This window comes from Acidiphilium multivorum AIU301 (assembly GCF_000202835.1).
In the GTDB taxonomy this organism is placed as follows: Bacteria; Pseudomonadota; Alphaproteobacteria; order Acetobacterales; family Acetobacteraceae; genus Acidiphilium; species Acidiphilium multivorum.
In genome coordinates this window covers 262,776-286,820 of the sequence record NC_015186.1, presented here as the reverse complement: position 1 = coordinate 286,820, position 24,045 = coordinate 262,776, and the positions used below count along the sequence as shown (strand labels likewise).

Annotated in this window: 20 protein-coding genes; 8 read left to right on the top strand and 12 right to left on the bottom strand. The window is 68.8% G+C overall.

The features are described from left to right. Window position 1 precedes the first annotated feature (1 nt). Window positions 2-802 (bottom strand): MlaA family lipoprotein, encoded by an 801-nt coding sequence (locus tag ACMV_RS01185; protein WP_007423549.1) that lies wholly within the window; start codon window positions 800-802, stop codon window positions 2-4. A 226-nt stretch (window positions 803-1,028) separates the two neighbouring features. Here ACMV_RS01185 and metF point away from each other — a divergent pair, with 226 nt between their 5' ends. Genes metF through ACMV_RS01170 form a run of 3 tightly spaced genes read left to right on the top strand, consistent with a single transcriptional unit; the run spans window position 1,029 to window position 5,061 of the window. Further along, window positions 1,029-1,961, top strand: a complete 933-nt coding sequence (metF, locus tag ACMV_RS01180) for a methylenetetrahydrofolate reductase [NAD(P)H] (protein ID WP_007423550.1) — start codon at window positions 1,029-1,031, stop codon at window positions 1,959-1,961. Then, on the top strand, window positions 1,958-4,144 hold the full coding sequence (locus tag ACMV_RS01175; protein ID WP_011941362.1) for an ATP-dependent helicase: 2,187 nt from the start codon (window positions 1,958-1,960) through the stop codon (window positions 4,142-4,144). Before metF ends, ACMV_RS01175 begins: the two co-directional genes overlap by 4 nt. After that, complete coding sequence (locus tag ACMV_RS01170) at window positions 4,144-5,061, top strand: 50S ribosomal protein L11 methyltransferase (RefSeq protein ID WP_013639261.1); 918 nt, start codon at window positions 4,144-4,146, stop codon at window positions 5,059-5,061. Before ACMV_RS01175 ends, ACMV_RS01170 begins: the two co-directional genes overlap by 1 nt. A 45-nt stretch (window positions 5,062-5,106) precedes the next feature. On the opposite strand, the gene ACMV_RS01165 is transcribed toward ACMV_RS01170, so the two are convergent. After that, window positions 5,107-5,328, bottom strand: a complete 222-nt coding sequence (locus tag ACMV_RS01165; protein ID WP_007422007.1) for a DUF1127 domain-containing protein — start codon at window positions 5,326-5,328, stop codon at window positions 5,107-5,109. Window positions 5,329-5,539: 211 nt separating this feature from the next. Between ACMV_RS01165 and ACMV_RS01160 the strand changes: the two genes are divergently transcribed. Next, the gene (locus ACMV_RS01160; RefSeq protein ID WP_013639260.1) at window positions 5,540-7,309 is read left to right on the top strand and encodes an aminopeptidase P family protein; all 1,770 of its coding nucleotides are present in this window, start codon (window positions 5,540-5,542) and stop codon (window positions 7,307-7,309) included. On the opposite strand, the gene ccmB is transcribed toward ACMV_RS01160, so the two are convergent. Continuing rightward, window positions 7,302-7,955 carry a heme exporter protein CcmB gene (gene ccmB, locus ACMV_RS01155; RefSeq protein WP_011941358.1) on the bottom strand — a complete coding sequence of 218 codons (654 nt, stop codon included), beginning with the start codon at window positions 7,953-7,955 and terminating at the stop codon, window positions 7,302-7,304. The genes ACMV_RS01160 and ccmB overlap by 8 nt on opposite strands. Further along, window positions 7,952-8,557, bottom strand: a complete 606-nt coding sequence (gene ccmA, locus ACMV_RS01150) for a heme ABC exporter ATP-binding protein CcmA (RefSeq protein ID WP_085947332.1) — start codon at window positions 8,555-8,557, stop codon at window positions 7,952-7,954. Before ccmA ends, ccmB begins: the two co-directional genes overlap by 4 nt. A 117-nt stretch (window positions 8,558-8,674) precedes the next feature. On the opposite strand from ccmA, the gene acnA reads away from it, so the two are divergent. Continuing rightward, window positions 8,675-11,362, top strand: coding sequence for an aconitate hydratase AcnA (acnA, locus tag ACMV_RS01145; protein WP_013639258.1), 2,688 nt, complete (start codon window positions 8,675-8,677; stop codon window positions 11,360-11,362). A 101-nt stretch (window positions 11,363-11,463) separates the two neighbouring features. Continuing rightward, on the top strand, window positions 11,464-12,165 hold the full coding sequence (locus ACMV_RS01140) for an SDR family oxidoreductase (protein ID WP_011941356.1): 702 nt from the start codon (window positions 11,464-11,466) through the stop codon (window positions 12,163-12,165). On the opposite strand, the gene ACMV_RS01135 is transcribed toward ACMV_RS01140, so the two are convergent. The 8 genes from ACMV_RS01135 to ACMV_RS01100 all read right to left on the bottom strand — a co-directional run bounded on the left by ACMV_RS01135 (window position 12,162) and on the right by ACMV_RS01100 (window position 21,741). Next, window positions 12,162-13,523, bottom strand: coding sequence for a UDP-glucose dehydrogenase family protein (locus tag ACMV_RS01135; RefSeq protein ID WP_013639257.1), 1,362 nt, complete (start codon window positions 13,521-13,523; stop codon window positions 12,162-12,164). The two genes, ACMV_RS01140 and ACMV_RS01135, sit on opposite strands and share 4 nt — an antisense overlap. A gap of 4 nt (window positions 13,524-13,527) precedes the next feature. Then, window positions 13,528-14,157 carry a histidine phosphatase family protein gene (locus tag ACMV_RS01130; RefSeq protein ID WP_231844459.1) on the bottom strand — a complete coding sequence of 210 codons (630 nt, stop codon included), beginning with the start codon at window positions 14,155-14,157 and terminating at the stop codon, window positions 13,528-13,530. Next, on the bottom strand, window positions 14,141-14,983 hold the full coding sequence (locus ACMV_RS01125; RefSeq protein WP_013639255.1) for a hypothetical protein: 843 nt from the start codon (window positions 14,981-14,983) through the stop codon (window positions 14,141-14,143). The genes ACMV_RS01130 and ACMV_RS01125 overlap by 17 nt, the downstream gene beginning before the upstream one ends. Then, entirely contained in the window at window positions 14,980-16,788 is a 1,809-nt protein-coding gene (locus tag ACMV_RS01120; protein ID WP_013639254.1) for an ABC transporter ATP-binding protein, read from the bottom strand. The genes ACMV_RS01125 and ACMV_RS01120 overlap by 4 nt, the downstream gene beginning before the upstream one ends. Next, complete coding sequence (locus ACMV_RS01115) at window positions 16,785-17,984, bottom strand: glycosyltransferase (protein WP_013639253.1); 1,200 nt, start codon at window positions 17,982-17,984, stop codon at window positions 16,785-16,787. The genes ACMV_RS01120 and ACMV_RS01115 overlap by 4 nt, the downstream gene beginning before the upstream one ends. Continuing rightward, window positions 17,981-19,345, bottom strand: coding sequence for a glycosyltransferase (locus tag ACMV_RS01110; protein WP_007422018.1), 1,365 nt, complete (start codon window positions 19,343-19,345; stop codon window positions 17,981-17,983). The genes ACMV_RS01115 and ACMV_RS01110 overlap by 4 nt, the downstream gene beginning before the upstream one ends. Further along, entirely contained in the window at window positions 19,345-20,769 is a 1,425-nt protein-coding gene (locus ACMV_RS01105; protein WP_013639252.1) for a glycosyltransferase family protein, read from the bottom strand. The genes ACMV_RS01110 and ACMV_RS01105 overlap by 1 nt, the downstream gene beginning before the upstream one ends. Window positions 20,770-20,928: 159 nt before the next feature. Continuing rightward, on the bottom strand, window positions 20,929-21,741 hold the full coding sequence (locus tag ACMV_RS01100; protein WP_013639251.1) for a hypothetical protein: 813 nt from the start codon (window positions 21,739-21,741) through the stop codon (window positions 20,929-20,931). Between the two features lie 177 nt (window positions 21,742-21,918). Here ACMV_RS01100 and ACMV_RS01095 point away from each other — a divergent pair, with 177 nt between their 5' ends. Continuing rightward, the gene (locus ACMV_RS01095) at window positions 21,919-22,752 is read left to right on the top strand and encodes a DUF6502 family protein (RefSeq protein ID WP_007422021.1); all 834 of its coding nucleotides are present in this window, start codon (window positions 21,919-21,921) and stop codon (window positions 22,750-22,752) included. Beyond that, entirely contained in the window at window positions 22,739-24,028 is a 1,290-nt protein-coding gene (locus ACMV_RS01090; RefSeq protein ID WP_013639250.1) for a DUF5666 domain-containing protein, read from the top strand. The genes ACMV_RS01095 and ACMV_RS01090 overlap by 14 nt, the downstream gene beginning before the upstream one ends. The last annotated feature ends 17 nt before the right edge of the window (window positions 24,029-24,045 follow it).

Genomic DNA, 24,045 nt, shown 5'->3' with positions numbered 1-24,045 from the left:
CCTACGGCGAGCCATAGGGGCGCGGTTTCATCGCTTCCCGTTCCTTCGCCGGATACCAGGCCGGCGGCGTCGCGATATCGCGCTCGTTGATTGTCCTCAACTGTGCGGCACGATGTTGGCGATAAAGGCTCCGGAATGTGGCATAGGGATCGAGCGACGACTTTTTGATATTGCTGATCGTGCCCAGCAGGTTTGCCCGTTTGTTCACAACGTCGAGCGCATCCGAGCTGTAATTGAAGATGGTCAGGCCGGTCGAGGGCGGGGCCGCGACCGTGGGCGTGAGAAAGAAGCCCGCAGGAAGGACGGAGGCATCGCGCACATCCGAGGGGCCGGCGAATGGCAGATAGAGATAGGGCCCCTCGGGCACGCCATACCCGGCGAGGGTCAGGCCGAGATCGGTGTAGACCCGCTTGTAACCTATGGCGCTCGCCGGGTCGAAAATGCCGCCGATCCCGACCGTCGAATTGACGATGAAGCGGACAAGCGTGGTGCCGGCGTCGCGCGGCTTGCCGGCGGCCATGAACTCAAGCAGTTCGGCTGGGCCGTCCATGTTTTGCATGAAATCGCTCACATGCTCCCGAATCGCCGGAGTCGTGATGTGGCTGTATCCGACAGCTACCGGGCGCAGCACGTAAGTGTCGAGCACGTTGTCGAAATGATAGAAGACCTTGTTGGCGGGCTTCAGCGGGTCGTTCTGCTGCTGATAGGCCTCGAACGCGGCCTTGTTGGAGCGCGGCGGCGGCGTCGCGCAGCCTGCAAGCAGAACGGACGCCGCAACCAACGGCAGGATCGATGTCTTCACGTTGCCTACAGGCCTCCTTTTTCGGCATCCTCTTATGGATGCCGCGTTGTCTTTTGCCGCAACGGCGCGCACGACGCTCCGGCAGGGCGTGTCCGAACGGTGCACACCCCCTATATCAAGCGGTATGTAGCGCAGCATCCGGAGCGATCAACAGCACGGCCCACCGGAGGCTGCCGGCCTTGCCACCGGCGGCGCTTGCTGCCACGAGACGCCCGAGGAGTTTCCGATGAGTCACACCCCGCCCCGCGCCGTCCTGGAACGCTGGCTGTCCGGTCCGCGCGTCGATCCGCTGCCAACGCCTGCGCTGCGCGCCCCGGCCCCGGCGATCTCGTTCGAATTCTTTCCGCCCAAGACCGAAACACTGGAAGCCCAGCTCTGGGCCTGCATTCGCCGGCTCGAACCGCTGGCGCCGCGCTTCGTCTCGATCACCTACGGCGCCGGCGGCTCGACCCAGGAGCGCACCCACGCCACCGTCACCCGCCTGGTGCGGGAGACCACCCTTGTTCCGGCAGCGCACCTGACCTGCGTCGGCGCCTCGCGCGGCGAGGTCGATGATGTCGCCCGCCGCTACTGGGATGCCGGCGTGCGCCACATCGTCGCCCTGCGCGGCGACCCGCCGGGCGGCACCGCCTATGCGCCGCATCCCGAGGGCTACGCCTATGCGGCCGATCTCGTCGCCGGGCTGCGCCGCGTCGCCGATTTCGAGATCTCGGTCGCCGCCTATCCCGAAACCCACACCCAGGCACCAAGCCCGCAGGCCGATCTCGACAATCTGAAGCGCAAGCTCGATGCCGGGGCGACGCGGGCGATCAGCCAGGTCTTCTTCGAGACCGGCCATTTCCTCGACTTTCTCGACCGCGCGCTGGCCGCCGGCATCACCGCGCCGATCATCCCCGGCATCATGCCGGTCTCCAATTTCGGGCAGGCGAAGCGGATCAGCGAGATGGCCGGCACCCATGTCCCCGCCTGGATGGGCGAGATGTTCGACGGGCTGGACGACGATGCCGAAACCCGCAAGATGGTCGCCGCGAGCATCGCCGCCGAGCAGGTCCGCACGCTGCAGGCCAACGGTATCGACGAGTTCCATTTCTACACCCTCAACCGCGCCGACCTCACCTACGCCATCGCGCGCATCCTGGGCGTGAAGCCGGCCAGGTGAGCGACTATCTCGACAGGCTGAACCCCGCCCAGCGCGAAGCCGTCGAGGCGGTGGACGGGCCGGTGCTGGTGCTTGCCGGTGCCGGCACCGGCAAGACCCGCGTGCTGACCACCCGCTTCGCCCATATCCTGCTGACGCGCCGCGCCTTTCCCAACCAGGTGCTCGCCGTCACCTTCACCAACAAGGCGGCGCGGGAGATGCGCGAGCGCGTCTCCGCCCTGCTCGGCGAGCCGGCGGAGGGGCTCTGGCTCGGCACCTTCCACGCCCTCGCGGCGCGGATGCTCCGCCGCCATGCCGAACTCGTCGGCCGCACGTCGAATTTCTCGATCCTCGACCCGGACGACCAGCTCCGCCTGCTCAAGCAGGTGATGGAAGCGCGACGGATGGACGTGAAGCGCTTCACCCCGCAGGGGCTGATGGGCACGATCCAGCGCTGGAAGGATCGCGGCCTGCTGCCGGACCAGGTGCCGCGCGAGCTCGATATCGACTGGGGGGCCGAATCCGCGCGCGACCTCTATGCCGCCTACCAGGAACGGCTGCAGGCGCTAAACGCGATGGATTTCGGCGACCTGCTGATGCTCGCGACCGACCTGCTTAAGCGCGAGCCCGAGATCCTCGCGCAGTATCACCGCCGCTTCCGCTACATCCTGGTCGACGAATACCAGGACACCAACCTCGTCCAGTATTACTGGCTGCGCCTGCTCGCCCAGGCCTCGAAGAACATCTGCTGCGTGGGCGACGACGACCAGAGCATCTATTCCTGGCGCGGTGCGGAGATCGAGAACATCCTGCGCTTCGAGCAGGATTTCCCGGGTGCGAAAATCGTCAGGCTGGAGGCGAATTACCGCTCGACGGCGCCGATCCTGCGCGCCGCCTCGGCGCTGATCGCGCATAATGAAGGCCGGCTCGGCAAGACGCTGCATGCCGGGCGGAACGATGCCGAGGGCGAGAAGGTCGAGGTTCTCGCCTTCTGGGATTCGGACGAGGAAAGCCGCGCCGTCGCCAGCCGGATCGAAGGGCTGCGCGCCGACGGCCACAAGCTCGCCGAATGCGCGGTGCTGGTCCGCGCCGGCTTCCAGACCCGCGGCTTCGAGGAGCGCTTCATCACCATCGGCCTGCCCTATCGCATTGTCGGCGGCCTGCGCTTCTACGAGCGGGCGGAAATCCGCGACGCCATCGCCTATCTGCGGCTGCTGGCCCAGCCGGCGGACGACCTCGCTTTCGAGCGCATCGTCAACACGCCGAAACGCGGCCTGGGCGACACCGCGCTGCGCACCCTGCACGAGCGCGCCCGCGCCGATGGCGTCCCGCTCGCCGAGGCCGCGAGCCGCGTGGTCGCCGAAGGCGGGCTGCGCGGCAAGGCGCGGGACGGGCTGCGCACCCTGCTCGCCCAGTTCGCCGAATGGCGCGAGACCCTGCGGCTCGATGGCCATGTCGTCGCCCTTTCCACCCTGCTCGATGCCAGCGGCTACATCGCGATGTGGCAGGAGCAGAAAACCCCCGAGGCGGCCGGCCGGATCGAGAACCTGAAGGAGTTGGTCCGCGCCGTCGCCGAGTTCGAGACGCTCGGCGGCTTTCTCGAACATGTCGCCCTCGTGATGGACAACGACAATGAACCGGACGACGACAAGGTCGTGCTGATGACGCTGCACGCGGCGAAGGGGCTGGAGTTCGACACCGTGTTCCTCCCCGGCTGGGAAGAGGGCGTGTTCCCCAACCAGCGCGCGCTCGACGAGGGCGGCGGCCGCGCGCTGGAGGAGGAACGCCGCCTCGCCTATGTCGGCATCACCAGGGCGAAGCAGCGCGCCATCATCTCACACTGCGCCAACCGCCGGATCTACGCCAACTGGCAAAGCAGCGTGCCGTCCCGCTTCATCGAGGAACTGCCGGAGGATGCGATCCGTACCGGCGGCTCCGCGGCGCTTGAGCAGCGCAACGCACCGCCCGTCTTCGCCACCGCGCGCCCGCTGGTCGCCGCCCGGCGGGCGAGCGGCGAACACGCCGATGCCTGGGCCGCCACCCCGCGCCCGCCCCGCACCGACAGGATCACCGAAGGAACCCGCGTGTTTCACCAGAAATTCGGCTACGGCGTCGTGATCGACGCGGAAGACGACCGGCTCGACATCCGTTTCGACAATGCCGGCGAAAAACGCGTGCTCGACCGTTTCGTGGAGCGGGCGTGATGGCGCGGGGCGGCGTGGAAATGCTCGAGCGCGTCACCGTGACGGTGCCGGAGGAAGCGCTCGAATCCTTCGAGGCGGCGCTGGAGACGTGCTGCCGCAGCGTCGGCTTCTTTCTCGACGAGGCGAACGGCACTTGGATCGTCGAGGGGCTGCGCGAGCCCGGCAGCGCGGATGGCGACCTCGCCGCCGCCCTGCTGCTGGCCGAGGCCGCGAGCGGCGTCAGCCCCGCGGTCGAGCGGGCGCTGGTGCCGGCCGGCGGCTGGCTCGCCCGCAGCTACGAAGGCTTCCCCGAGCAGATGATCGGTCACCGCTTCGCCATACGCGGTACCCATGTCACTACACCGCTGGCGGCGGGGCGCATCACCGTCCTGCTCGATGCCGGCCTCGCCTTCGGCACCGGCGAACACGGCTCGACGCGCGGCTGCCTGCTGGCGTTGGAACGCCTCGCGAAACGGCGCGCGCCGGGCCGCATTCTCGATCTCGGCACCGGCTCGGGCATTCTCGCCATCACGGCAGCGAAAATCTGGGGAAAGCCGGTCCTCGCCACCGATATCGACCAGCGGGCGGTGCGGGTAGCCAGCGCCAACGCGGCGCTCAACGGCGTCGCCCCGCTGCTGCGGGTGATCGGCTCGGATGGCTGGTCGGCGCCGATGCTCGCCCGCCGCGCCCCGTACGATCTCGTCTTCGCCAACATCCTCGCCCGGCCGCTGGTCGCCATGGCGCATGAACTGTCAGCGCATCTTGCCCCCGGCGGCACCGCCATTCTCGCCGGCCTGCTCGGCCGCCAGGCGCGCTGGGTGATGTCGGCGCATCGCCGCCACGGCCTCGTCCTCAAGGGCCGGATCGACGATGGCGAATGGACCACCCTCATCCTCGGCAAGGGGCGCACGACCCCGGATGGCAAAAACCCGGGCTGACGATGATCGTCAGCCCGGGTTCTTCTTGCCATCCACCGTCAGACGTCAGATCGGACGCTGATAGGTTCCGTTCACCACGGCGCGGATATCGGCCCGGCTGATGCCGAGATCGGCGAGTTCGCGATCGCTCAGGCTCTGCAGTTCGCGGTAGGCCTCACGCGCCGCGCGGCGCTCGGCGAACCAGGCGCTAACGCGGGCGAAGCTGTTTGCCGCCCGACGGGCGCTGTCGGCGAGAGCCGCATCGATTGCCGCGGCGTGAGCCGCCATGGAGTTGGCAACCGGGAGGGAATGTTTGTTATGGGTCGTGGAAGACATGATACTTCACCATCGTTTAAGGAGCGAAACCCGATGCGGCTGGTCCTTTAGTGCCATCCATCATCGTCTTTTCGCAGTGCAACATAATCCCGCAACGAAGGTTTGGGGAGCGAGACATTTCTCTGTCAGACATGCAAAAAACGGATGGGTTTTTGGTTAAGATATGATGAAAACGCAATTCGACTCCCTGAGAAATGCGCTTCACGATCAGGGGTTGGATGGCTTCATCCAGCCCCGGAATGACGAGTTTCTCGGCGAATACGTGCCCGAATCGGCGTCCCGTCTTGCCTGGCTCACCGGTTTCACCGGCAGCGCCGGCCTTGCCATCGTGCTCGCCGACCGCGCCGCCGTCTTCTCCGATGGCCGCTACACGCTGCAACTCGCCGAACAGACCGACCCGGCGACCTGGGAACGGCGTCACATCGTCGAGACCCCGCCGGTCGAATGGCTGAAATCGGCCGCGCCCGGCGCGCGGATCGGCTACGACCCCTGGCTAATGACAGCCAACGCCGTCGCCACCTATGCCGATGCCGGGTTCACCATGGTCCCGGTGGACAACCCGATCGACAAGCTCTGGGCCGACCGTCCGGCGCCGCCGGCCTCGCCGGCCCTTGCGCATCCGCCGGAATTTGCCGGGGAATCCGCCGAATCCAAGCGCTCCCGCATCGCCGAAGCCATCGCGCGGGACGGAGCGGACGCGGTGATGCTGACCGATCCGCACGCCGTTGCCTGGCTGTTCAACCTGCGCGGAGCGGACCTGCCGCATACGCCGATCGTGCTCTGCTTCGCCCTGCTCCGGCGCGACGGTTCGGCAATCATCTTCATTGACCCTGCGCGGGTTCCGCCGGCAACGCGCGCGCATCTCGGCGCCGGCGTCGAGATCGTCCCCCGCGCGGCGATGGAACGGAGCCTCGCCACGCTGCGCGGCAAGCGGGTCCTCCTCGATCCGGCAACGGCGCCGATCCGCTTCAGCCAGTTGCTGGGGGATGCCGGGGCGATCACCGTCTCGGGCGGCGATCCCTGCGTGTTGCCGCGCGCGATCAAGAACCCCACCGAGCAGGAAGGCGCTCGCGCCGCGCACCGGCGCGACGGCGTGGCACTGTGCCGCTTCCTCGCCTGGTTCGCCGAAGCTTCGCCCGCGGGCGGCCAGACCGAGCGAAGCGCCGCGGCGCAGTTGTTCGCCTTCCGCAGCACCGCTCCCGAGTTCCATGGCGAAAGCTTCCCTGCCATTTCCGGCGCAGGCGAGCACGGCGCCATCATCCATTACAGCGTCACCGCCGCCTCGGACCGCCCGATCCGCCACGACGAGGTCTACCTGATCGACAGCGGCGGCCAATACCCCGACGGCACGACGGATGTGACCCGCACGCTCTGGACCGGGCCGGGCGAACCGCCGCCCACGTTGCGCGACCGCTTCACCCGCGTGCTCGCGGGCCATATCGCCCTGGCACGCGCGCGCTTCCCGCAAGGCACGTCCGGCCCGCAGCTCGACGCTCTCGCCCGCGCGCCGCTCTGGGACGCCGGCCTCGATTTCGATCACGGCACCGGCCACGGCGTCGGCTCCTATCTCTCGGTGCATGAGGGGCCGGCGAGCTTTCACCGGCTGGCGAAGCCGATCCCGCTCGCGCCGGGCATGATCCTGTCCGACGAACCCGGCTATTACGAACCCGGCGGCTACGGAATCCGGCTGGAAAACCTGCTGCTGGTCGTCCCGTCGCCGGTCGGGGCGGCAAAGCCCTTCCTCGAATTCGAGCCGCTCACCCTCGCCCCGTTCGACCGCCGGCTGATCGACCCTACCCTGCTCGGTCCCGCCGCCCGCGCCTGGCTCGACGCCTACCACGCCCGCGTGCTGACAATGATCGGCCCACATCTGGACGGAGCGACGTGCACCTGGCTCGAAGCCGCTTGCGCGCCGCTACAGGAGGTCAACTGACCGACGCCCTCAGCGCCGCCCCGGCGGCCAGCGGAGCGATCGGCAGGAACAGCGCAAGCAGTCCGCCGAGCATCGCGAATTCGGCGAAGGGCGACTGCGCCACCGCCCCCGCCGCGCCGAAGATCACCGCCGGAATCATCAGCGGCAGGGCGATCAACGGGAGCAGCACCGTTCCGCCGCGGGCGCCGAGCGTCACGGCGGCGCTCATGCCACCCACGAGCGACAACAGCATCGTCCCGGGCAGCAGCGTCGCCAGCAACTGTGGCACTGCGCCGCCGTCGAGACGCAGCATGATCGCGACCGGCCCGGCGATGACCAGCAGCGGTAGCCCCGTCGTCAGCCAGTGCCCGACGATCTTGCCGAGCGCCACGGCGCTGGCCGGAAGGCCGGAGAGCATCAGCTGGTCGAGCGAACCATCCTCGAAATCGGCGGCGAACAGCCGGTTGAGCGGCAGCAGCGCCGCCAGCAGCGCAATCACCCAGACCACCCCCGGCGCGATGCCGGACAGCACATTGGCCGACGGCCCGATCGCGAAGGCGAACAGGCTGGCGGCGATCACGAAGAACAGGAGCGAGGCCACCGAGTCGCCCGCATGGCGGAGGGCGAGGATCAGCTCCCGGCGGATCAGGGAGAAGAAGTGTGTCATGCCGCTGCTTTCGCCAGGTCGAACGGTATGGCCCCCGGCAGGTCGAGGGGAAGATGCGTTGCCGCGATGACCATGCCGCCACGGTCACGATGTGCGGCGATATTGGCCTCGAGCCGCCGAACCGAGGAGGCATCGAGCCCGGTGGTCGGCTCGTCGAGCAGCCAGAGCGGCGCATCGGACAAAGCGAGCCGCGCCAGCGCCAGCCGGCGGCGCTGCCCCGAGGAGAGCAGCCGGGCCGGCAGATCGGCGAACCGCTCGAGATCGACGCTGGCCAGCGCCGTCAGCACGTTCTCGCGCTGGCGCTTCCGATCGAGGCCAAGATTTTCCGCCACGCTCAGCCCCGGCTTGATCGCGTCCATATGGCCGACGAAGCATAGCCTGGTCGCGTGCAGAGGCGGATCGTCGAGCGCGTTTTCGCCATCCCAGACGAATTCGCCGGCCGCCGGCGGCGTCAACCCGGCGAGCAGGCGGATGAGCGAGGACTTCCCCGCCCCGTTCGGCCCGACCAGCACCAGCGCCCCGCCCCGTTCCAGCCGGAACGAGATGTCCCGGAACACGAGACGTTCACCGCGTATCGCAGCGAGGCCCTTCGCTTCCAACATGGCTAGCGACCGGCGCGGGACATGGACGCGGGCGCCGCACCGTGATTTAAGCGGCGCGAAACCGGGTTTTGCTGCGGCGCAACGCACCGCAGTGGCGCGCGAAGAGGAGCGAACGCGATGAGCATGATCGGACGGGACAGTCTGCAAGTGGAAAAGACGCTGAGCGTCGATGGAAAGGACTACGCCTATTTCGCACTCAATGCCGCCGCTGAAAAGCTCGGCGACATTTCCCGCCTGCCGCGGACACTGAAAATCCTGCTGGAGAACGTCCTGCGCTTCGAGGACGGTTCGGCCTGCACGGTCGATGACGCGAAGGCGCTGGTCGAGTGGACCGCCCAGGCCCATTCCGACAAGGACGTGCCGTTCCGCCCAGCCCGCATCCTGATGCAGGACTTCACCGGCGTGCCCGCGGTGGTCGACCTCGCGGCGATGCGCGACGGCATTCTTCGCCTCGGCGGCAAGGCCGAGAAGGTCAACCCGCTGGTCCCCGTGGATCTCGTCATCGACCACTCGGTGATGGTCGACGTGTACGGCCGCAAGGACGCCCTGGAAAAGAACGTCGACATCGAGTTCGAGCGCAACGGCGAGCGCTATGAATTCCTCCGCTGGGGCCAGGAGGCGTTCGACAATTTCCGCGTCGTCCCGCCCGGCACCGGCATCTGCCACCAGGTCAACCTCGAATATCTCGCCCAGACCGTCTGGACATCCGCGGCCAACGGCAAGAACTATGCCTATCCGGACACGCTGTTCGGCACCGACAGCCACACCACGATGGTCAACGGCCTCGGCGTGCTCGGCTGGGGCGTCGGCGGCATCGAGGCCGAGGCAGCCATGCTCGGCCAGCCGATCGCCATGCTGATCCCGGACGTGATCGGCTTCCGCCTCACCGGCAGCCTGCGCGAGGGCATCACCGCGACCGACCTGGTGCTGACCGTCACCCAGATGCTGCGCAAGAAGGGCGTCGTCGGCAAGTTCGTCGAATTCTACGGCGAGGGGCTCGACCACCTGCCGCTGGCCGACCGCGCGACGATCGCCAACATGGCGCCGGAATACGGGGCGACCTGCGGCTTCTTCCCGGTCGATGGCATCACGCTCGACTATATGCGCCTCTCCGGCCGCGACGAGCACCGCATCAAGCTGGTCGAGGCCTACGCCAAGGCCCAGGGCCTGTGGCGCGAGGGCGCCGATCCAGTGTTCTCCGACACGCTGGAACTCGATCTCTCCACCGTCGAGCCCTCGCTCGCCGGGCCGAAGCGCCCGCAGGACCGGGTCGCGCTGTCGCAGGCGTCCTCCGCCTTCGAGGCCGAGCTGACCAAAGGTCTCGGCGTCCCGGCGGACAAGGCCGGCGTCACCGCCGAGGTAAAGGGGAAGAATTTCTCGCTCACCCATGGCGACGTTGTGATCGCCGCGATCACCTCCTGCACCAACACGTCCAACCCCTCGGTGCTGATCGCCGCCGGCCTCGTCGCCCGCAAGGCCCGCGCCCTCGGCCTCACGCCGAAGCCCTGGGTCAAGACCTCCCTCGCCCCCGGCTCGCAGGTCGTCACCGAATATCTCAACCGCGCCGGCCTGCAGGACGATCTCGACGCGCTGGGCTTCGAGACGGTGGGCTATGGCTGCACCACCTGCATCGGCAATTCCGGCCCGCTGGATGACGCGATCGCCGATGCGATCGAGGACAACAGGCTGGTCGCCGTCTCGGTGCTGTCGGGCAACCGCAATTTCGAGGGCCGCGTGCATCCGAACGTGCGGGCGAACTACCTCGCTTCGCCGCCGCTGGTCGTCGCCTACGCGCTGCTCGGCACCATGCGCAAGGACATCACCAAGGACCCGATCGGCAAGGACAGGAACGGCAACGACGTCTTCCTGAAGGACATCTGGCCGACCACCGCCGAGATCGCGGCGATGGTGCAGTCCTCGCTCACCCGGGAGATGTTCCTCGATCGCTATGGCGACGTGTTCAAGGGGCCGAAGCAGTGGCAGGCGATCGCCGTTGAGGGCGAGTCGGACACCTATCGCTGGTCGGACAGTTCGACCTACGTCAAGAACCCGCCCTATTTCGAGGGCATGACGAAGGAGCCGGCGCCGGTAAAGGACATCACGGGCGCGCGCATCCTCGCCCTGCTCGGCGACTCGATCACCACCGACCACATCTCCCCGGCCGGTTCCTTCCGCAAGACGACGCCGGCCGGCGAATACCTGCTCGAGCGCCAGATCCAGCAGAAGGACTTCAACTCCTACGGCTCGCGCCGCGGCAATCATGAAATCATGATGCGCGGCACCTTCGCCAACATCCGCATCCGCAACGAGATGCTGGACAATGTCGAGGGCGGCTACTCGAAGCACTTCCCCTCGGGCGAGCAGCTGTCGATCTACGACGCGGCGATGCGCTACAAGAAGGAGGGCGTGCCGCTGGTGGTCTTCGCCGGCCGCGAATACGGCACCGGCTCCTCGCGCGACTGGGCGGCGAAGGGCACCGTGCTGCTCGGCGTCAAGGCGGTCATCGCCGAGAGCTTCGAGCGCATCCACCGCTCCAACCTGGTCGGCATGGGCGTGCTGCCGCTGGTCTTCAAGGACGGCATGACCCGCAAGACGCTGGCGCTGAAGGGCGACGAGACGATCGACATCGTCGGCCTCGAAAACCTCTCGCCACGCATGGATCTCGACATGGTGATCCGTCGCGCCAACGGCACGACCGACAAGGTCTCGCTGCTCTGCCGCGTCGATACCCGCGACGAGGTGCTCTACTACCAGAACGGCGGCATCCTGCACTTCGTGCTGCGCAACATGGCGAAGGCCGCCTGAGCGCACCCGCGCCGCCCCTTGACGGGGGCGGCGGCATGACGGCTTGAAGAGAGGCCGGCGCCGGATCCACGGCGCCGGCCTTTTGTCTGTCGGGAGGAACAATGGCCAAGGAACGGGTGCTGGTCACGGGCGGGGCTGCGGGCATCGGCGCGGCGAGCGTCGCGCGCTGCCGCGAGGAGGGCTACGAGGTCGTGGTGATCGACCGGATCGGCGATGGCATCGTCGCCGACCTGTCGGACCCGGCGGCGACCGAGGCCGCCCTAGCCGAGGCGCTGCGCGGCGGGCCGATCACCCGGCTGGTCAACAATGTCGGCACTGTCCGCCCCGCCCCGGTCGAGGCGCAGACCGTGGCCGATCTCGACGCCGTGGTCTCGCTCAACCTGCGCTGCAGCCTGCAATGCGTGCAGGCGCTGCTGCCCGGCATGAAGGCGGCCGGGTTCGGCCGCATCGTCAACATCGCCTCGCGCGCCGCCCTCGGCAAGGAAGACCGCACCGCCTACGCCGCGACCAAGGCCGGGCTGATCGGCATGGCGAAGGTCTGGGCGCTGGAACTCGGCCGCTTCGGCATCACCGCCAACGCCATCGGCCCCGGCCCGATCCGCACCGAGCTGTTCGACCGGGTAAACCCGCCGGACGATCCGCGCACCACGGCGATCATCGAGGGCATCCCGGTCCGCCGGATCGGCACCCCGGCGGACGTGGCGCACGCAATCGCCTATCTGCTCGACCAGCGCAGCGGCTTCGTCACCGGCCAGGTGCTCTATGTTTGCGGCGGCATGACCGTCGGCGCCGCCGGGGCCTAATCCGCAGCGGCGAGCGCCAGCTCCGCCTCGCCGGCAAGTGCTCGATGCGGCGCCGGCCGGCCGATCGCGTGATGGTCGAGCCCCGCCGCGCGCATCGCCGCCGGGTCGAATACGTTGCGCAGATCGACGACGACGCGCCCGCGCATCGTCGCGCGCAGCCAGTCCGGCGCCAGGGCGCGGAACTCGTTCCATTCGGTCACCAGCACCGCGCCATCCGCCCCGGCAAGCGCCGAAGCGGCGCCCGACGCATAGACCACCTCCGCCGGCAGGTCCCGCCGCGCCTGCTCCATCCCGGCCGGATCGTAGGCCACCACCTCGGCGCCAAGCTCGACCAGCCGATGCACGATCGGGATCGCCGGGGAGTCGCGCATGTCGTCGGTCTCCGGCTTGAAGGTCAGGCCGAGCACGGCGATCCGCCGCCGCCGCACCGTGCCGCCGAAGGCTGCGAGGATCCGCCCAGCCATCGCGGCCTTGCGCGCCTCGTTCACGCTCACCACGGTCTCGACCAGCCGCGCCGGCGCATGCGCATCCTGGGCGATCCGCATCAGAGCCTGGGTGTCCTTCGGGAAGCACGAGCCGCCGAAACCGGGGCCGGGATGCAGGAATTTCGGGCCGATCCGCCGGTCGAGCCCCATGCCGCGGGCCAGTTCGTGAACATCCGCCCCGACCTGCTCGCACAGATCCGCCATCTCGTTGATGAAGGTGATCTTCATCGCGAGGAAGGCGTTGGTCGCGTATTTGATCAGCTCCGCCGTCTCCAGCCCGGTGCAGAGCAGCGTCACCCCGGCCGGGTTGAGTGGTCGGTAGAGCGCGCGCAGCACCGCCTCGGCCTGCACGCTGTCGGTGCCGACGACGATCCGGTCCGGCCGCATGAAATCCTCGATCGCGCTGCCCTCGCGCAGGAATTCCGGGTTCGAGGCCACAGGCACGTCGAGATCCGGCCGGATCTCGCGCATCAGCGCGGCGAGCCGCCGCCCGGTGCCCACCGGCACGGTCGATTTCGTCACCAGCACGGTCGGCGCCGGCAAGGCTGCGGCCAGCTCGGCGGCGGCGGCGAACACATGGGACAGATCGGCATGGCCATCGCCCCGGCGCGACGGCGTGCCGACGGCGAGAAACACGGCGTCGGCGCCGGGCAGCGCGCGGTCGAGCGCGACCTCGAAGCGAAGCCGCCCCGCCCGCACGGAGTCGGCGACCAGCCGGTCCAGCCCGGGCTCATAGATCGGAATCCGCCCCGCCTGCAGCGCCGCGACGCGGCACGGGTCCTTTTCCACGACGATCACCTCGGTGCCCATGCTGGCGAAGCAGGCGCCGGAGACGAGCCCCACATAGCCGGCGCCGATCATGACGATGCGCATCGGTTCACTCCACGGTTTCATGATGGAAAGGCGGCGCCGCGACAGCCGCGCCGCCAAGGGAGAAGCGCCGCACCGCGCCCGGTGCGATCCTGATGCCGCGAAACCCGTCATCGCCGCGCCCTTCGGCGTCGAGACAGGCGAGGCGGATCATCCCGGCATGGGTGACGGCCAGAACGGCCCCGCCCTGATCCGGCAGATCGGCGAGAAATCCATGCAGCCGCGCCCGCGCCTCGGCCAGCGTCTCGCCGCCGGGAAAGCGCATCCCGCCGGGATCGCGCTTCCAGCGCCGCAGCGCCTCGGGTGTCGCAGCACGGATTTCGGCCTGGGTGCGTCCCTCCCAGTCGCCGAACGCGATCTCGGCCAGCCGGTCATCGACGATCACCGCGACGTCGCCACGCCGCGCGGCGATGCAGCCGGCCGTCTGCCGCGCCCGCAGCAGCGGGCTGGAATAGATCGAAGCGAGCGGCTCGTCGCCCAGCGCGGCGGCAAGCACAGCGGCGTCCGCCCAGCCCTCGGGGGAGAGCGGCTGGTCGCTGCGCCCCTGATAACGGCCTTCGCCGGTCCACGCCGTCCGTCCATGCCGTGCGAGCAGCAGCGCCCGGCCGCCGGCGCGCGGGTCAGTAATGCACCGCAACGCCCAGCTCCACCCGGCTGCCGGCATGAATCCCCTCGCCCGCCACGTTCACCTCGTAGAGCAGGAACGGCCGGACCGCCTTGGTCAGCCGCCAGGTCAGGCCGACCGCCGGCCGCACCAGATTGTAGATCTCGCCCTGCGCGCCGGGCGGAATCGTGCCGCTCTGCCGGATCGTCTTCACCGCGAACACCTCGCCGGTGAACGCGAGCCGGCGGGTGAGATGGAGCGAGAGATCGATCGTCGCGCGCAGCTGAGTCGCCGCCCCATCGAGGAACATGCGCGCCCCCGCGACCATCGTCAGGCTGCCCCAGGGCCGCGAGATCCCGGCCTGGAAATCCGGCTCCACCGACCATCGCCCGGTGCCGAGCGCGGGCGAAGGCTTTGTCCGCCCCGCCGGGACGATGACATTCAGCGTGATGGAGTCCGCGAAACGCGCCGTCTGGATCAGCCCGTAATTCAGGCCGATTTCCTCGTCCTGCAGGCCGGACGAAACGCTCGCCGTCGGGATATGATGGCGGTCGGCGAAGCTGCGCACCCGGCCGCCGCGCAGATCGTATTCGATCGACAGATCATGCCCGATCCCCTGTACCCCGGTGACGCGATACTGCTTCGAACTCTCGCTCGACCCGCGCAGCGCATTGGTGGTGAAGCCGCCGGCGGGAAACGCCTGGTTGCCGTGAAACAGCCGCACCATCGGCTTGACGACGCCATCCCCCGCCGCCGGAATCCATGGATCGGCGCGAGCGGCGCGCAGCGGCACGGCAAGAGCGGCACCGGCGACGATGCCCGCGAGCAGACGTGGAACAGCGGGAACGAAACGGGTCATTGAGCCACCAGGCGAAGTTGGGGAGAAGGAGAATCGTCGCGCAGCGCCTGCCAGAGCGCTTTATATCGGCCGCCCTCGGCCAGCAGCGCCTCATGCGTGCCGCGCTGGACGATGCGGCCATCGTCGAGCACCAGGATTTCGTCGGCGGCGCGCACGGTGGAGAGCCGGTGCGCGATCACCAGGGCGGCGCGGTTCGCCGCCAGCCGGTCGAGCGCCGCCATCACCCGCCGCTCGGTGCCGGCATCGAGGCTGCTGCTCGGCTCGTCGAGAATGACGATCGGCGCGTCGCACAGCATGGCGCGGGCGATGGCGATGCACTGCCGCTGCCCGCCGGACAGGCTCTGCCCGCGCTCGGCGACCATGGTGTCGAACCCATCGGGCAGGCCCTCGACCATCGCATCGATCCCGACCGCACGCGCCGCCGCGATCGCCTCGTCCCGCCCCGCGCCCTCGCGCCCATAGGCGATGTTCTCCCACACACTCGCCTGGAACAGCACCGGGTCCTGCAGCACGAGGGCCACCTGTCGGCGCAGATCCGCGAGGCGCAACCCGCGAATATCCTGCCCGTCGAGCAGCACGGCACCGGATGTCGCGTCGTAGAAGCGCGGGATCAGGCTCGCGATCGTGCTCTTGCCCGAGCCGGTCGCGCCCACCAGTGCGATGGTGCGCCCGGCCTCCAGCGCGAAGGAAACGCCGTGCAGCACCTCGTGATCGTCGCGGTAGCCGAAGCCGACCTCGCGGAATTCGATCCGCGACGCCCGCCCGGCGAAGGGCAGCGCCTCCGGCGCCTCCGCAACACTCGACCGCTCGGCCCGGTATTCGCCGATCCGCTCGATCGCGACGGACGCCCGGCCGAACACCCGCCCGGTCTTGGCGAGCTGCCGCGCCGGGGTGGCGATGCCGCGCAGATAGGCGAGGAAGATCAGCAATTCCCCCGGCGTCAGCGTGCCGCGAATCACCGTCGCCGCGCCATACCAGGCGATCGCTCCGGTCGCGACCGCGATGGCGAGGTTCATCACCGGGCTGAACTGCGCCTGCACCGCACTGGCGTGCAGCCCGGCTTCGAGGCTGCGGCCGGCATGGGCGCCGAACCGCCCGTCCTCGTGCGGTTCGCGGCCGAAGGCCTGCACCACCTGCACGCTGCCGAGGATTTCCTGCATCACCCCGCTCAGCGTCGTCTCGTGCCGTCGCACCTGGCGCAGCGCGTGGCGCAGCCGCCCCGCATAAACCCGCGCGATCCAGAACAGCAGCGGTGCCACCGACAGCGCGATCAGCGCATACCGCCAGTCGATCAGCAGCATGACCGTCGCCATGCCGAGAATGGTCAGCCCGTGCGGCAGCAGGTCGATCCCCACCGCGACGATGAAATCCTGCAATTGCCGCACATCGCCGGTCAGCCGCGCCATCAGCTCGCCGGCGCGCTGGCGGCGGTGAAAGGCGAGCGACAGGCGTTGCAGATGCGCGAACAGGTCGGCGCGGATGGCGAAGACGATCCGCTGCCCGGCATCGAGAAACAGCCGGTTGCCGAGATAGACCAGCAGCGCGTCGGCGATGCCGAGCCCGAGCATGGCAAGGCCGAGCGTGTCGAGCAGCGCCATCCGCTGGGTGAGCGGATCGGGCAGCACCCCGTGCAGCCAGGGCGCGAGCCGGCGCTGGAAGATCACGTTGTCGATGATGAATTTCAGCGGCCAGGGCAGCATCAGCAAAATGCCGGCCCGCGCCGCCATCACCGAGGCACCCGCCGAAAGGGCCCGCCATTCCGAGCGGAGATAGGCGCGGAGCCAGGCGCCGCCCGGCCCGGTCATGCGGGCAGCCGGACCGGTGCGAGGGCGAGGCAGAGCCGCACCACGTCACGCCAGTCGCGCCCGGCCAACCGTTGCCGGCCACGCCAACCCATCGTCTGGCAGGCGGCCTGATCGGCAAGCAGGCGCGACAGCGCCGCCTGCAGCGCAATACCATCGCCGGCCGGATAGAGCAGCCCTGTTTCGCCATGGGCGACGATGCCGTCGATCTCGCCGATCTCCGGCGCAACCACCGCGCGCCCGGCCGCCAGCGACTCAAAAATCTTCAGCGGCGAGAAATAGAAATCCGGCTGCGGCAGATAGGGGGCAACGGTGAAGTCCATCGCCCCGAGCCAGCCTGGAATCTCGCCATGCGGGATGCGTCCCGGCAGCGTCACCCGGTCGGCGAGGCTGAGTTTCGCCACAAGTGCCGCCACGGCGTCGCGCTCCGGCCCGTCACCGACCGCAAGAAGGTGCAGGTCAGGATGCCACGCCGCAGCGGCCGCAATCGCCTCAATCAGGAACGGCACGCCATGCCAAGTCTTGAAACTGCCGATGAAGCCGGCAATCCGCCGGCCGGCGAGCCCGAGCCGGGCACGGATCACCGCCCCGATGGCATCAACATTGGCGAACCGCGCCAGATCGACACCGTTCGGCACGACATGAATGCGATCCGTCCGGCCGATCACGCCGGCGACGTGCGCCGCCACCTGCCGCGAGACGGCGATGATTGCATCCGCCCCGCGATACGAGGCTTCCTCGGCCTCCAGCGCCTCATCGACGAGATACAGGCCACGGAATCGCCGCTGCTCCTCGACCAGCGGCGCATTGACCTCGAGAATCCGCGGCACGCCGAGCCGCGCAGCGATGGAAACGCCAGCGCGATGGAACAGCGCGTGCCGCTCGTAGACCAGATCCGGCTCGATGCCGAGGCGGGCAAGCGTCGAGCAGATCCGGTCCGCGACCAACCCGTCATGATCGAGACGCACACGCTCGCGCCGCTCGATCTCGTTGCCGATCGACATGTCGGTCGGCGGCGCGCCGAATTGCAGGATCCGCGCCGGCGGCGGCGGGTTGCCAGCGCCGCGCGTAGTGCAGGCGAGCGTCACCTCATGGCCGAGCGCCGCCGCGGCCGTGACGAATTCGCGCACATGCACCGAAGCACCCTTGTCACCCTCGACCGGAATGCCGCGGTCGAGATTGAGATACAGGATCTTCATGGCGCGACCTCCGCCAGGGAGGGCTGCGCCGCCAGACCCTCGGCGCGGAACCGCGAACCGCCCTTCGGCGGCGCCTCCTCGCACTCGGCGCAGCCGAAGAGCGCGTGCAGCCGGCGCGTCGTCTTCCACAGGTCGAACTCGCCCTCGAGCCGCGCCCGACCTGCCGCCGCCAGGCGCCGCGCCTGCGCGCGATCGGCCAGCGTCGCCTCGATCGCCGTGGCCAGCGCCGCGGGGTCGCGCGGTGGCACCAGCCGCCCGGTCTCGCCGTCGCGCACCAGTTCGGGAATCCCCGATACGCTGGTCGAGACCACCGGCACGCCGATCGCCATCGCTTCGGCAATCACATTCGGAATCCCGTCCCGGTCACCATCCTCGGTGATGCGCGGCGCCAGCGCGAAGGCATCGGCGGTGCCATAGAGCGTGATCAGGTCGGCATGGGTCATCGCGCCGTCGAGCGTCACGATACCCTCCAGCCCGCTCGCCGTGATCTGCGCCTGCAGTTCCGCCCGCAGCGGCCCCTCGCCGACGATCCGGCAGCGGAACGCAATCCCGCGATCACGCAGCAGGGCGCAGGCGGCGATCAGGTCATCATGGCCCTTCTTGGGCACGAGCCGGCCCACCGAGAGAATCAGCCGGCCTTCCGCCGGCTTCGCCTCGGCCACCTTGCGGGCGCCGAACAGGCCGAGATCGATACCGTGATAGACAAGATGGATCTTGTCGGCCTGGTCACCGAGCAGCGAAGCCAGATACCGCACATTGTAGCCCGTGCAGGTGGCCACGAAGCGCGCGGCCTGGCCGCGCTTGCGGATCACCTCCGGCGGCGTGAGATAGAGATCCTTGGCATGCGCCGTGAAGCTGAACGGCAGCCCGGTCATCATGCTGGCGAACCAGGCCGAGGCTGCCGGCGCATTGGCGAAATGGGCGTGGATATGGCGGATGCCGTGGGTCCGGCACAAGGTCGCGATCACGCCGCCGCGCAGGAACTGCTTCCAGACCGAAAGCGGCGTAGGCGACCGCGTGCACCACAGCGCGGCACGGGCGACGGCGCCAAGATAGCGCAGCGGCGCGGCAGCGATAGCGCGGGCATGGGCGTGGGCAATCTCCCGCCGTCCTGCCCGGGCGCTTGCCGCCGGCACAGGATGCAGCGGCGCCTCCACTTCGGCGACCATCGGATGATGCGGAGGTGGTTCCGGCGGCAGCAGCGAGACGATGTGCAGCTTCGTCCCGAGCCGCTCCATCGCGCGGATCTCGTTGAGGATGAAGGTCTCGGTCAGGCGCGGATAACGCTTCATGACATAGGCGATCGGCGCATCCGCGAGGTCCGGCTCTCCGGCGAGATCGAGATAGGCAAAGGCAGGCATCAGACAAACTCCCCGGCAATGCCGGAGGCGGCCGAACGCGCCTCGATGGCGGTTGCAAGATGGGCGGCGACGCGTTCGGCGCCGTTGAAGTCGAGTTGCGCCCAGGCGACGGACGAAGGCGGCGGCGCGGCGAGGGCGGCCGGAATCTCCCGCGCGAGACGGTCGGCGAGATCCGGCCCCTGCTCGATGGCGCGCACAAGGCCGAGACGGGCCAGCAGATGCGCCCGTAGACGTTGTTCCGCCCGCGGCGCTGGCCGCGGCACCAGGATCGTCCGCTTGCGCGCGGCAATCAGTTCTACGCTGGTATTGTAGCCCGCCATCGCGATCACGAGATCGGCGGCACGCAGGCTCGGCAGCGGGTCGGTGATGTAATCGACGAGATCGATGTCCTCCCGCCCCGCCGCCGTGGCGGTGAGCGCCGCACGCTGGTCGACCGACATCAGGGGACCGGTGACGATCACCGAATGGCAGGCTCCCGGCGCCATTCGCGACAGGCCGTGCAGATAGGCCTCCATCAGCGCGAACCCGTCGCCGCCGCCACCCGCCGTCACCAGCACGACCTTGCGCCCCGCGGCTCGCGCGGCGGACCAGCACGGCGTGCCTTCCTCGGCATCCGGCCGCAGCAGATCGGCAGCGACGACATGGCCGCAATAGCGCACCCGCGCAGCCGTCTCGCCCGCGATTCCGTAGGCATCGACGACGTCGAACAGCTTGCGCGACCCATAGACGAGGATGTCGTCATACGCCTGCTCGAGCAGCGGCAGGATCTCCTGCTCGGCCCAGGTGGCGCGCACCGTGTCCGGACTGTCGAGAATGTCGCGCAGCCCGAGCATCACTCGCGTGTCCGGCAGGTCGCGGCGCATCATCGCGAGCGTGGGCAGGATTTCCCCGTTCATCCCCGCCGGCGCGTGGTCGACAAGGAAGATATCCGGCCGGTAGCGCAGCGCGAGCGTGAGGATCAGCGCGGCGCGATACCCCTTGACCAGACCGAAACTATGCCCGGCTTCGCGGGCCGCATAGGTTTCCGCGCCGGTCTTCACCACCGGCGGCAGCGGATGCACATGCAGTCCCGAGGGCAGCCGCCACTGGGCGATGACCGGCGAGCCGGTCAGCAGATGGACCGAGAATTGACCGGCCTCCAGCAGGCGCTCGGCGATCGCGAGGTTCCGCCGCAGATGCCCGAGGCCGAACGTGTCGTGAGAATACAGGAAAACCACCGCCGGCCCGACCCGTCCGGCACACGGAATGAGCGGGCGCAGCCTGGCCCTGCGGGCATTGCCCTGATGACGGCGCTCGGAAGGCGCCGGATCCCGGTCTCCCGCCTCGGCGTCCCGCGGATCACGCCCCGGCATCCACCCCTGCCGCCAGACCGCCCCTGCGCCTCCCGGACCATTGTCCAGTTCGACAACCTGAACGTCACGCATTTCGGGCTCCTTTCTGACGGCCTCGGCGCGGATTATTGTGGGAGAAAGTTCCACGGTCAAGAAGTAAAGCAAGCGTGATCGTGCGCAGCCAGTCGCGCCGAGTGCAGGCGTCAGCTCCGGCCCTCGTTCGATGAACTTTTACAAGCTATTGAAAACGCGTCAGAAATGCGCCATCACGCCGAAGCCGGCGCCGAACGCCGCGCTTTGCGAAGTCAGCCCGCGGGTCGCATAAACCTGCAATTCCCAACGGAAATTCATCCGCAGGTTATATGCCAGTATGGCAGAAGCCACCGCAGTCCGCCGCTTCTGGATCGGCGTGTGGCCGATCACGATCACGCTGAGGAACTGGCGCGGCGCCACCGCCACGGCCACGCCAGGCTCGAACGTCACCACGTTCTGCAGGTGAAGTGCCGGCAACCGGCCGACAATGCGGTACCCCAGTTGCAGGTAGGGAAACACCCGCGTACCCGCCCGCCAGACCATCCGCAGCCCGGCCTCCTCGTCGAAGCGGCCGGTGCCGAGCCCCTTGGCATAGGAGGCCACCGGCACCTTGACCTTCACATAAGGCTCGAACGATGGCCGGACACCCCGCGCCCGATCAAGCCGGTACTCCGCCTTGAGCCACATGTCGCCGGGCCCGCTGCGCACCGCGCCGGACCCGGTGCTGGCGATGATCGATTGCCCGGCAACGATACCGGCGCCGGTGACCGCAATGTAGGGAAGCTCGATCCGTAATCGAAGGTTCCGATGGCGATAGGTGATCGAAAGCGGCAGATCGTAGATGTGAATCGTGTGCCTGGTGCCGAACCGTCCGGTGAAATAGGACGGCTCGAGTCCAATGGTGAATCCCGCCGGTGATGCCGCATGCACCAGCACCGGCCATTGTGCCGTAGCGAGAGCGGCCAGCGCGGGCAGCAGAACACCCCTACCCCTGCCCCTGCCCTTCGCTCGCACGCCGGCTCCGGTGGTCATCCTACCCCCCTGTCACGCGGTTCCATTAACATAGCGGAATATGGCGATCCAAGGCGCCATGCCGCTGTCATGGAATTGCAATTTTCATATCTTGCATTATGTGGGATATTATCACACAGTTTGATGGGTCAGGGTGCCGGATCCGCTGACCGACAGGCATGCGACGGACGTGCAGGAATGGAATCTGATATCGAACACATGCTGCGCCGGCTGCTGCGCCCCCTCGTCGCCTATCTCATGCGGCGGGGGCTGGGTTACATCGCGTTCCGCGACCTGCTCAAGCGCGTCTATGTGGACGAGGCGCTGCGCGGGCACGAGGGCGATGAAGCCCCGACCGACAGCCAGATCAGCGTCGTCACCGGTATCAACCGCCGCGAGGTCAAGCGGCTCCGCGAAATCGCCACGCACCCCGACACGGCCGAACCGCGCGACCGGATGGCCGGGGTCAACGCCGCCGCGCGTGTGGTCGGCACCTGGGTCTCGGCCGCCGCCTTCCGCGGCCCGGACGGCGCGCCCCTGCCCCTGACGACCCGCGGCGAGGGGGACGACCCCGGTTTCGACGCCCTCCTGCGGGCGGCCAAGGTCGATGTGCGGGCCCGCACCGTCATCGAGGAACTTGAACGCGCCGGCGTCGTCGAACGCCTGGCGGACGACCGGCTGCGCCTCCTGCGCACCGCCTTCACCCCCACCGAACCGCGGGAAAAGCTTCTCTTCCTCGGCGCCAATGTCGGCGACCACATGCGCAGCGCCTTCCATAATCTCGCCGGTGAAACGCCGGTCTTCATCGAGCGCGCCCTGTTTCATAACGGCATCGGCGCCAGCCGCCTGAACGCCGCCCGGCCGGTGCTGTCCGACATGGCGGACCGGCTGCTGCGCCAGTGCAACGAGCAACTGCTCGAAGGCAATCTCGCCAGCACGGACGCCGCCGGCGGTGATCCGGAACGCGAAGCCCTGCGCCGCCTCCGCCTCGGCGTCTATTATTACGAGACCGACGCCGATGACCGCCCCTGACAGCCACACCGCGCGCGCGCGCCGCGTCGTCGCCCTGCTGATCGCAGCACTTCTCTCTCTTGGCCTGCCGGTCGCCAGGGCCCAGGGCGCAGGCGGCATCGGCGGCACCGGCATCGAACAGGAAACCGGCGGCATCGGCGGCACCGGGATCGGCGAGGAGACCGGCGGCATCGGCGGCACCGGCATCCAGCGCGCCCCCGGCGGCATCGGCGGCACCGGCGCCCCGATCGTCGGCTATGGCCCCATCCAGCGATTCGGCAGCGTCTTCGTCAATGGCCGCGAATACCGGATCGACGCGGACACGCTGGTGACGATCGACGGTCATCCGGCAACCGTGGCGAGCCTGCGGGTCGGCGACATCGCCCTCGTGCGCGGCGTCGCCATCGGAGCGCATGGCGGGTTCGCCCGCAGCATCGCCACCTGGCAGGCGATCATCGGGCCGGTCTCGCACGTGGCGGATGGAGGGCATGTCATCACCGTGCTGCGGCAGACGGTCACCCTCGGCGCCAGCGTGCGGCCGCCGCGGCTTCGCCCCGGGCAGGTGGTCGGACTCTCGGCACAGCGCCTGGCGAATGGCGAATGGGTTGCACACCGGGTTACGGTCCTGCCGCCGACGCACGCCTTCCGGCTCGAAGCCGCGGTGAACACTGCCGGGGCAGGCCACGTAACGATAGGCCGCCTCACCCTGCGCGCCGACCCGGCACAAATCGCTGGGCTCCATGCCGGCGAGCGTGTCGTTGCCTCTGGCATCATCGTCAACGGCCACCCTGTACTGACCACGCTCGAACCGCGACCGATCCAGCTCGGCGCGCCGGGAACGCGGGTCGAGGTCCGGAACTATTTCCGCTCGACCGGCAACGGCCGGCTGCTGGCCGCCGACGGAATGGAAGCGACCGAGCGGGCCGGCCGGCAACGACTCTCCGGCCTCTACCCCGTCGAAGTCGTCGGCGAGATCGCGGAAAACGGCGAGATCTCGGCCACGGAAGTCACGCCCGAAGTCCCGTCGCTGCCGCAATCCGAACCGCCCGCGACCAAGGCGGGCCCAAGCGGCAGCACCACGAAATCCTCCACCGCCGCAGAGGTCCGCACGAATGAGGGCCCGGCCGGAAATCCCGGCACCGCCCACGCTTCGGGCGACGTCGAACCCCCAGAGGTGGGTGAAACGCCCGATACCGAAGCCGCGGAGGTCGAGGCGCCGGAAATCGAGGTGCCAAGCCCGCAAACACCCGAGCCGGATATCGACGCACCGGAAGTCGAACCGCCGGCCGACCAGTAGGCGATGGCGGTTCATCC

Bases quoted from the DNA above. Each gene is read 5' to 3' on its own strand.
- metF (WP_007423550.1), top strand. From the start codon at position 1,029: ATGAGTCACACCCCGCCCCGCGCCGTCCTGGAACGCTGGCTGTCCGGT.
- ACMV_RS01170 (WP_013639261.1), top strand. From the start codon at position 4,144: ATGGCGCGGGGCGGCGTGGAAATGCTCGAGCGCGTCACCGTGACGGTG.
- ACMV_RS01165 (WP_007422007.1), bottom strand. From the start codon at position 5,328: ATGGCGGCTCACGCCGCGGCAATCGATGCGGCTCTCGCCGACAGCGCC.
- ACMV_RS01160 (WP_013639260.1), top strand. From the start codon at position 5,540: ATGATGAAAACGCAATTCGACTCCCTGAGAAATGCGCTTCACGATCAG.
- ccmB (WP_011941358.1), bottom strand. From the start codon at position 7,955: ATGACACACTTCTTCTCCCTGATCCGCCGGGAGCTGATCCTCGCCCTC.
- ccmA (WP_085947332.1), bottom strand. From the start codon at position 8,557: ATGTTGGAAGCGAAGGGCCTCGCTGCGATACGCGGTGAACGTCTCGTG.
- acnA (WP_013639258.1), top strand. From the start codon at position 8,675: ATGAGCATGATCGGACGGGACAGTCTGCAAGTGGAAAAGACGCTGAGC.
- ACMV_RS01140 (WP_011941356.1), top strand. From the start codon at position 11,464: ATGGCCAAGGAACGGGTGCTGGTCACGGGCGGGGCTGCGGGCATCGGC.
- ACMV_RS01135 (WP_013639257.1), bottom strand. From the start codon at position 13,523: ATGCGCATCGTCATGATCGGCGCCGGCTATGTGGGGCTCGTCTCCGGC.
- ACMV_RS01125 (WP_013639255.1), bottom strand. From the start codon at position 14,983: ATGACCCGTTTCGTTCCCGCTGTTCCACGTCTGCTCGCGGGCATCGTC.
- ACMV_RS01120 (WP_013639254.1), bottom strand. From the start codon at position 16,788: ATGACCGGGCCGGGCGGCGCCTGGCTCCGCGCCTATCTCCGCTCGGAA.
- ACMV_RS01115 (WP_013639253.1), bottom strand. From the start codon at position 17,984: ATGAAGATCCTGTATCTCAATCTCGACCGCGGCATTCCGGTCGAGGGT.
- ACMV_RS01110 (WP_007422018.1), bottom strand. From the start codon at position 19,345: ATGCCTGCCTTTGCCTATCTCGATCTCGCCGGAGAGCCGGACCTCGCG.
- ACMV_RS01105 (WP_013639252.1), bottom strand. From the start codon at position 20,769: ATGCGTGACGTTCAGGTTGTCGAACTGGACAATGGTCCGGGAGGCGCA.
- ACMV_RS01100 (WP_013639251.1), bottom strand. From the start codon at position 21,741: ATGACCACCGGAGCCGGCGTGCGAGCGAAGGGCAGGGGCAGGGGTAGG.
- ACMV_RS01095 (WP_007422021.1), top strand. From the start codon at position 21,919: ATGGAATCTGATATCGAACACATGCTGCGCCGGCTGCTGCGCCCCCTC.
- ACMV_RS01090 (WP_013639250.1), top strand. From the start codon at position 22,739: ATGACCGCCCCTGACAGCCACACCGCGCGCGCGCGCCGCGTCGTCGCC.